Annotated in this window: 3 protein-coding genes; 2 read left to right on the top strand and 1 reads right to left on the bottom strand. The window is 68.9% G+C overall.

The genetic code is table 11. From position 1 onward, the window contains the following. Positions 1-135 precede the first annotated feature (135 nt). Positions 136-3,939, bottom strand: a complete 3,804-nt coding sequence (locus tag ACZ45Q_RS13285) for a GH92 family glycosyl hydrolase (RefSeq protein WP_468259308.1) — start codon at positions 3,937-3,939, stop codon at positions 136-138. Between the two features lie 410 nt (positions 3,940-4,349). Between ACZ45Q_RS13285 and ngcE the strand changes: the two genes are divergently transcribed. Then, positions 4,350-5,831, top strand: coding sequence for an N-acetylglucosamine/diacetylchitobiose ABC transporter substrate-binding protein (gene ngcE / locus ACZ45Q_RS13280; protein ID WP_468259305.1), 1,482 nt, complete (start codon positions 4,350-4,352; stop codon positions 5,829-5,831). Between the two features lie 83 nt (positions 5,832-5,914). After that, positions 5,915-6,841, top strand: coding sequence for a carbohydrate ABC transporter permease (locus ACZ45Q_RS13275; protein WP_468259302.1), 927 nt, complete (start codon positions 5,915-5,917; stop codon positions 6,839-6,841). Positions 6,842-6,843: the final 2 nt, after the last annotated feature.

Genomic DNA, 6,843 nt, shown 5'->3' with positions numbered 1-6,843 from the left:
CCCCTGTGGGGGGTGCCCCCCGTCCCCCTCGGGGCTTCCTCTTGTGGTGGGGCGCCGGGGGGGCGGGGGAAGTGGGGCACCGCACGGCGGCGGCGGGTTCCGGCCAGGCCCGGACCCGCCGCCGCGCTCAGCGCCTCACGCCAGCAGTTCCACCTCCGCCAGCGTGTGCTCGCCGCCGAGGACCAGGCGGTAGTGCGCGTAGGTCCCCGGGGACTTCACCGAGAACACCCGGGTCTGCCGGTCCCAGGCGAAGGACTCCCCGGAGCGTTCGTCCAGGGTCCGCCAGGTGCTGCCGTCGGCCGAGCCCTGGAGCTTCCAGCCCGTCGGGGCCTTCGTCCGGTCCGCCGAGGACGTCAGCGTGTACTGGACCGCCTCGACGCCCTTGGCCACCGGAAGCGCGACGGAGGCCACGGCCGCGTCCGTCGCCGACGTGTCGTCGAACAGGGCGCCGTCGCCCTCGACGGCGTCCTTCCGCGGCGCCGGCACCTCGTCGTCCTGCGTGATCGACACCGGCTGGGCGTTCTCGCCCGTGCCCCAGGAGGACGGCCGCGGGCCCATGTCGAACTCCAGGACGCCGCCGCGCGCGATGAGGGAGTGGGGCAGCGCGGTGGAGTTCCAGCGCTTGCCGTTGACCTTCAGTCCCTGCACGTAGACGTTCTCCGCGCTGTTCTCCGGCGCCTTCACCACCAGCTTGCGCCCGTTCTCCAGGTGGACGGTCGCCTTCGTGAACAGCGGGGAGCCGATGGCGTACTCGCCGCTGCCCATCACCAGCGGGTAGAAGCCGAGGGCCGAGAAGAGGAACCAGGCCGACTGCTCGCCGTTGTCCTCGTCGCCGTGGTAGCCCTGGCCGATGTCGCTGCCGACGTAGAGGCGGGAGAGCACCTCGCGGACGTTCTTCTGGGTCTTGAAGGGCTGCCCGGCCGCGTCGTACATGTACAGCGCGTGGTGGGCGACCTGGTTGGAGTGCCCGTACATGCCCATCCGCACGTCCCGCGCCTCGGTCATCTCGTGGATGACACCGCCGTAGGAGCCGACGAACTCGGGCGAGGCGGTCTCCGGCGTGGCCAGGTACTCGTCCAGCTTGTCCGCGAGGCCGCCCCGGCCGCCGTAGAGGTTGGCCAGGCCCCGGCTGTCCTGCGGGGCGGTGAAGGCGTAGCCCCAGCCGTTGGTCTCGGTGTAGTCGTGGCCCCACACCCGCGGGTCGTACTTCCCGGAGTCCACGCGCCACCGGCCCGCCGCGTCCTTGCCCTGGAAGAAGCCCGCCTCACCGTCGAAGAGGTTGACGTAGTCCCGGGCGCGGTCGAGGAAGTACGCCGACTCCTCCTGGTAGCGCTTCTTCCCGGTCTTCTCGTACAGCGCCCGGCCCATCTGCGCGATGCCGTAGTCGTTGAGGAAGCCCTCCAGCGCCCATGACAGCCCCTCGTGCGTCTCGGTGCTGGTGTACCCGAGGAACGGCGAGGTGGCCATGCCCTTGCGGCCCACACCGGACGACGGCGGCACGACGGTGGCGTTCTTCAGCGCCGCCTCGTACGCCGCCTCCGCGTCGAAGTCGACGCCCTTGACGTACGCGTCCGCGAACGCCACGTCCGAGGAGGTGCCGGTCATCAGGTCCGCGTAGCCGGGGGAGGACCAGCGCGAGGTCCAGCCGCCGTCCTTGTAGTGCTGCACGAAGCCGTCGACCAGCTCACCGGCCTTGGACGGGGTCAGCAGCGAGTACGCCGGCCAGGTCGTCCGGTAGGTGTCCCAGAAACCGTTGTTGACGTACACCTTGCCCTCCACGACCTTGGCACCGGTGTGCGTGGGGGTGTCCTGCTTCTCCATCCGGGAGAACGGGGAGGCGTACTTGAACTTCCCGTCGACCTTCTCGAAGCCAGAGTTCGGGTACAGGTACAGCCGGTACAGGCTGGAGTACAGGGTGGTCAGCTGGTCCGGCGTGGCGCCCTCCACCTCGACCTTGCCGAGGATGCGGTCCCACTGCCGCTGGGCGTCCCGCTTGACCTTGTCGAAGGACGTGCGCCCGGGGATCTCCTGGCGCAGGTTGTCCTTCGCCTGGTCGACGCTGATCAGCGAGGTCGCCAGCCGCAGCGTCACCGTCCGGTCCCGGCCCGCGTCGAAGCGCAGATGGCCCTTGACGCCCTCGGCGGAGCCCCCGGTCACCTTCGCGCCGTCGACCTCGCCGTAGACGAACAGCCGGGTCGCGCCCGTCGACAGACCGGACTTGACGTCCGAGTAGCCGGTGAAGGTCCCGTTCTCCTCGTCCAGCGTCAGGCCCGCCTGGTCGGTGACGTTGTCGAACAGCACGCTCGCGTCGTCGCCGGGGTAGGTGAAGCGGAACATCGCGGCGTGGTCGGTCGGCGCCATCTCGGCCTTCAGACCGTTCTCGAACCGCACCCCGTAGTAGTACGGCCGCGCCGTCTCGTTCTCGTGCCGGAAGGCCAGCTCCCGCGCCTCACGGCCGGTGTCGGGCGTGCCGGACGCGGCCGACGGCATCACCTGGAAGGTCTGCCGGTCGCCCATCCACGGGCTCGGCTCGTGACTGGCGCTGAACGCCTGGATCGTCGGCAGGTTGTCGGCGTTGTTGCCGCGCGCGTACTCGTACAGCCAGCTCAGCGAGCCCGCGTTGGTCACCGGCGTCCAGAAGTTGAAGCCGTGCGGCACGGCCGTCGCGGGGAAGTTGTTGCCGCGGGAGAAGGCGCCGCTGGAGTTGGTGCCGCGGGTGGTGAGCGCATAGTCGGACAGGTGGGCCTTGGGCCGCTCCGGGCGCACCGTCCTGAGCGCCACGTCGTCCACCCAGCCCCGGAACTTCGCCGGGCCCTCGGGAGAGTCGTACGCCACCAGGATCCGGTCGACGGTCTTGCCGGCCGCCACCGAACCGATCCGGGACTTCACGTCGTTCCACTGGTTGACGTACAGCACCTTCGCCGCGCCCTGCCCGCGGGGCGTCAGCGCGAACCCGTGGCTGTCCCTCGCACCGAGGTCGCTGAGGTAGGTGCCGTCGGTGAAGGCGAGGTCGACGGAGACGTTCGTGGCGTCGTAGTCCAGGTCGCCGTCGGCCATGGACGGGAAGATCCGGTACGCCAGCTCGGTGTGCCGGCCGACCTTCACGTCGACGTCGAAGACCTTGTTGTACGAGTACGCCCGCCCGTCGGCGGTGTGCCGCCCGGCGTAGCGCAGCGCCCGCTTGCCGGTGAAGCCCGCGCGCGCCTTCGCGGTCGGCGAGCCGCTGGGGCCGCTGTCGACCAGGGAGAGCATGTCCTGCGGGACGGGCCCGTCGCTCTCGCCGGTGGACAGCTGCACGTCGGCGAGCTGGAGGATGCCCCCGCCGTGGTTCTTGGTGATCTCCAGCCGGAAGTGCCGGTACTCGCCCGGCTCGGGCAGCTCGTACGTCTTCGTCTGGAAACGTTCGGAGAAGGACTGCCCGGAGCGGCTGTCGAGGGTGGTCCACTCCTCGCCGTCGGCCGACCCCTTCAGGGTCCAGTCCGCCGGGTCGCGCTCGTCGTGGTCGTTGGCGGAGGTGAGCGCGTACTTCGCGATGCGCACCGGCGCGTCCAGGTCGAACTCGACCCAGCCGGTGGGCTCGAAGGCCAGCCACTTGGTGCCCGGCTCGCCGTCGACCAGGTTCTCCTTCACCTCGCCGCCGCCGGTGTTCTCGGCGCTGGCCCGGACGCCGGTGACATGGTCCGTGACATTGCCCGGGATGCCCGTGGTGTACCCGCCGTCGACGCCCGAGGAGCGCTTCTCGCCGTCCGGGCCGGTGTCGACGGTATTGAGCCAGTCCGGGGCCGGATCGTCCGTCTCGAACGAGGACGCGAACTCCCGGTCGGGGGCGGCCGGCGCCTGCGGCAGGGCGACCGCCGCGCCCTGCGAGCCCACCGCCAACGCGAAGGCGGTCGTCAGGACGACCGCCGGACCCCATCTGTGCCGAGTTCTGCGCTGCATCTGCCAGGACCCTCCCTGTGCGCGGGACCGCGCTGGACAACGTTGTCAATTCCTGTGCGCAAGGTCCAGTAGTGGGTCAAGTGCACGGCGGTGTCAAGGGTGTTGACGGTGGTGTCCGGGGCCCGTGTCAAGGATTTTTCCGGCAGGAGGCGCCTGGGCCACCGGTATTTCCGCCAGGTCTCAACTCGGAAAAGACGTACCGCCAACCTTGCATTCGATCTTGCTCCGCTGGCGGGAAGTGGACTATACCTGTCGGCCACCGGGGGAACCGGGGGGAACCGCGAAGGGGAACCGCCAGAGCACCCGAACAGCACGACCCGCACTTCCTGCACGACCCAGCTTGACCCGATCGCGGTGCCGGGGAGGATCCGGTTCACCGCCTGAGTCCTGGAGAAGGCGAGGACTTGAGCATGGGATCCACTTCCGCCGAGAACGCCGAGAACGCCGAGCACAACGCGCACACCGGCACCGCGGGCGTCGGCCGCCGCAGCCTGATCAAGAGGTCCGCCGCGCTCGGCCTGATCTCCGTCCCCACCATGAGCTTCCTGTCCGCCTGCGCCAGCGGCGGCGGGGGCGACGACACCGACAAGGCCAAGGCGGGCAAGAAGACCGCCGAGAACCCGCTCGGGGTCAACGAGAGCGCCCCGATGGAATTCGTGCTCTTCGACGGCGGCTTCGGCAAGGAGTACGGCGAGGACGCCGTAAAGATCTACGAGAAGAACTTCCCCGAGGCGTCGGTGAAGTTCTCCGCCACCCAGAAGATCCAGTCCACCCTGCAGCCCCGCTTCAACGGGGGCAATCCGCCGGACCTCATCGACAACTCCGGCGCCGAGCAGATGGACATGGGCGTCCTGGTCGGCAAGAACCAGCTCGCCGATCTCACCCCGCTGCTGGACGCCCCGTCCTACGACGACCCGGACAAGAAGGTCCGCGACACGCTGCGCCCCGGCATCGTGGAGATGGGCCAGTTCGACGGCGACAAGGTCTGGATCCTCTACTACGCCTACACGGTGTACGGCGTGTGGTACTCGCAGAAGGCCCTGAACGACCTCGACGCCGAATACCCCAAGACCTGGGACGAGATGCTCGCGGTCTGCGAGAAGGCCAGGAAGAAGGGCATCGCCGGCTGGACCTACCCCGGCAAGTACCCGTACTACATCCCCTTCTCGCTCTACCCGATGATCGGCAAGGTCGGCGGTGTGGAGGTGCTCGACGCCATCGACAACCTGGAGCCCAACGCCTGGAAGCACCCGGCGGTCAAGGCCTGTTTCGAGGCCTACTACGAGCTGTACCGCAAGGGCTACATCCTCAAGGGCACCCCCGGCCTGGACCACATCCAGTCGCAGACCGCGTGGGCCAAGGGCGACGCCCTGTTCATCCCCAACGGCTCCTGGGTGGAGAACGAGTCGGCCAAGGTCATCCCCGCCGACTTCGAGGTGACCGTCTCCGCGCCCTCGGGCCTGGACGACTCCGACAAGCTGCCGTTCGGCACCATCTGGGCCTCCGGCGGCGAGCCGTTCATCGTCCCGGCCAAGGCGAAGAACGGCCTGGGCGGCATGGAGCAGCTGCGCATCATGCTCAGCGAGGCCTCCTCGAAGAACTTCACCAGCAAGGTGAAGTCGCTGACCGCGTACAACGGCGGCACCGACGGCATCGAGCTGACCCCGGGCCTGAAGGCCGGTGTCGCGGCGCTGGACCTGGCCGGCGAGAACGTGGTGAACCCGCGCATCCAGGACTGGTACGTGCAGCTCCAGAAGGAGAAGATCGGCGTGGCCGGTCTGGGCGAGATGATGGCCGGGCGGCTCACCCCGGCGGAGGCCATCAAGAAGATCCAGGGCTTCGCCGACGAGGCGGCCAAGGACTCGTCGATCAAGCACTACAAGCACCAGTGAGGACGCGTCCCCCAGGGCCTGTCCGGCGGCGCGCCGGGCGGGCCCTGGCGGCGCCGCCCGCGCACAGATCGGGGTCGTAGGCAATGCAGCACGGCAAGTACCGGTTCATCGTGGGGTTCCTGGCGGTTCCCCTGGGGCTGTACGCGCTCTTCGTCGTCTGGCCGTTCATCCAGTCCATCTACTACTCGTTCACGGACTGGACCGGGCTGAGTCCCGAGTTCTCGATGGTCGGCTTCGACAACTACGAGCGGATGCTCGACGACGACATCTTCTGGAAGTCGCTCTGGCACAGCGTGCTGTTCGCGCTGCTGGTGCCGCTGGTGACGCTCGGCCTGGCGCTGTTCCTGTCCTTCATGATCAACGTGGGCGGACGGCACCGCCGTGGCGGTCCGGTGATCTCCGGGGTCCGCGGCTCCGGCCTCTACAAGATCGTCTACTTCTTCCCGCAGGTGCTCTCCATCGCGATCGTCGCCCTGCTCTTCCAGTTCGCCTACAACCCGGACAGCGGCGCGATCAACTCCCTGCTCAGCGGGATCGGCCTGGACGGCGTCCAGCCGCTGTGGCTCGGTGATCCGAACCTGGCGCTGTGGTGCGTGATGGCCGTGCTGGTGTGGTCCACGGTCGGCTTCTTCGTGGTCCTGTTCTCGGCCGGCATGGCCTCCATCCCGACGGAGCTGTACGAGGCCGCCCTGCTGGACGGGGCCAGCCGCTTCACCACGTTCTTCCGGGTCACCCTGCCGCTGCTGTGGGACACCGTGCAGTCCGGCTGGGTCTACATGGGCATCCTCGCCCTCGGCGCCGAGTCGTTCGCGGTCGTGCAGATCATGACGACCGGGCCCGGCGGACCCGACTATTCGACCACCGTCATGGTCCTGTACGTGTACCAGAAGGCGTTCCGTGACGGTCAGGCCGCCTACGCCACCACGATCGGCGTCGCCCTGCTCGTCGTCACGCTGGCCTTCGCGGCCCTGGTGATGCGGCTGGGCCGGCGCGAGCGGCTGGAGTACTGATC

Source organism: Streptomyces sp. NPDC031049 (assembly GCF_055571015.1).
The sequence above is the reverse complement of the archived record's forward strand: the minus strand, read 5'-3'. Positions and strand labels throughout refer to the sequence as shown.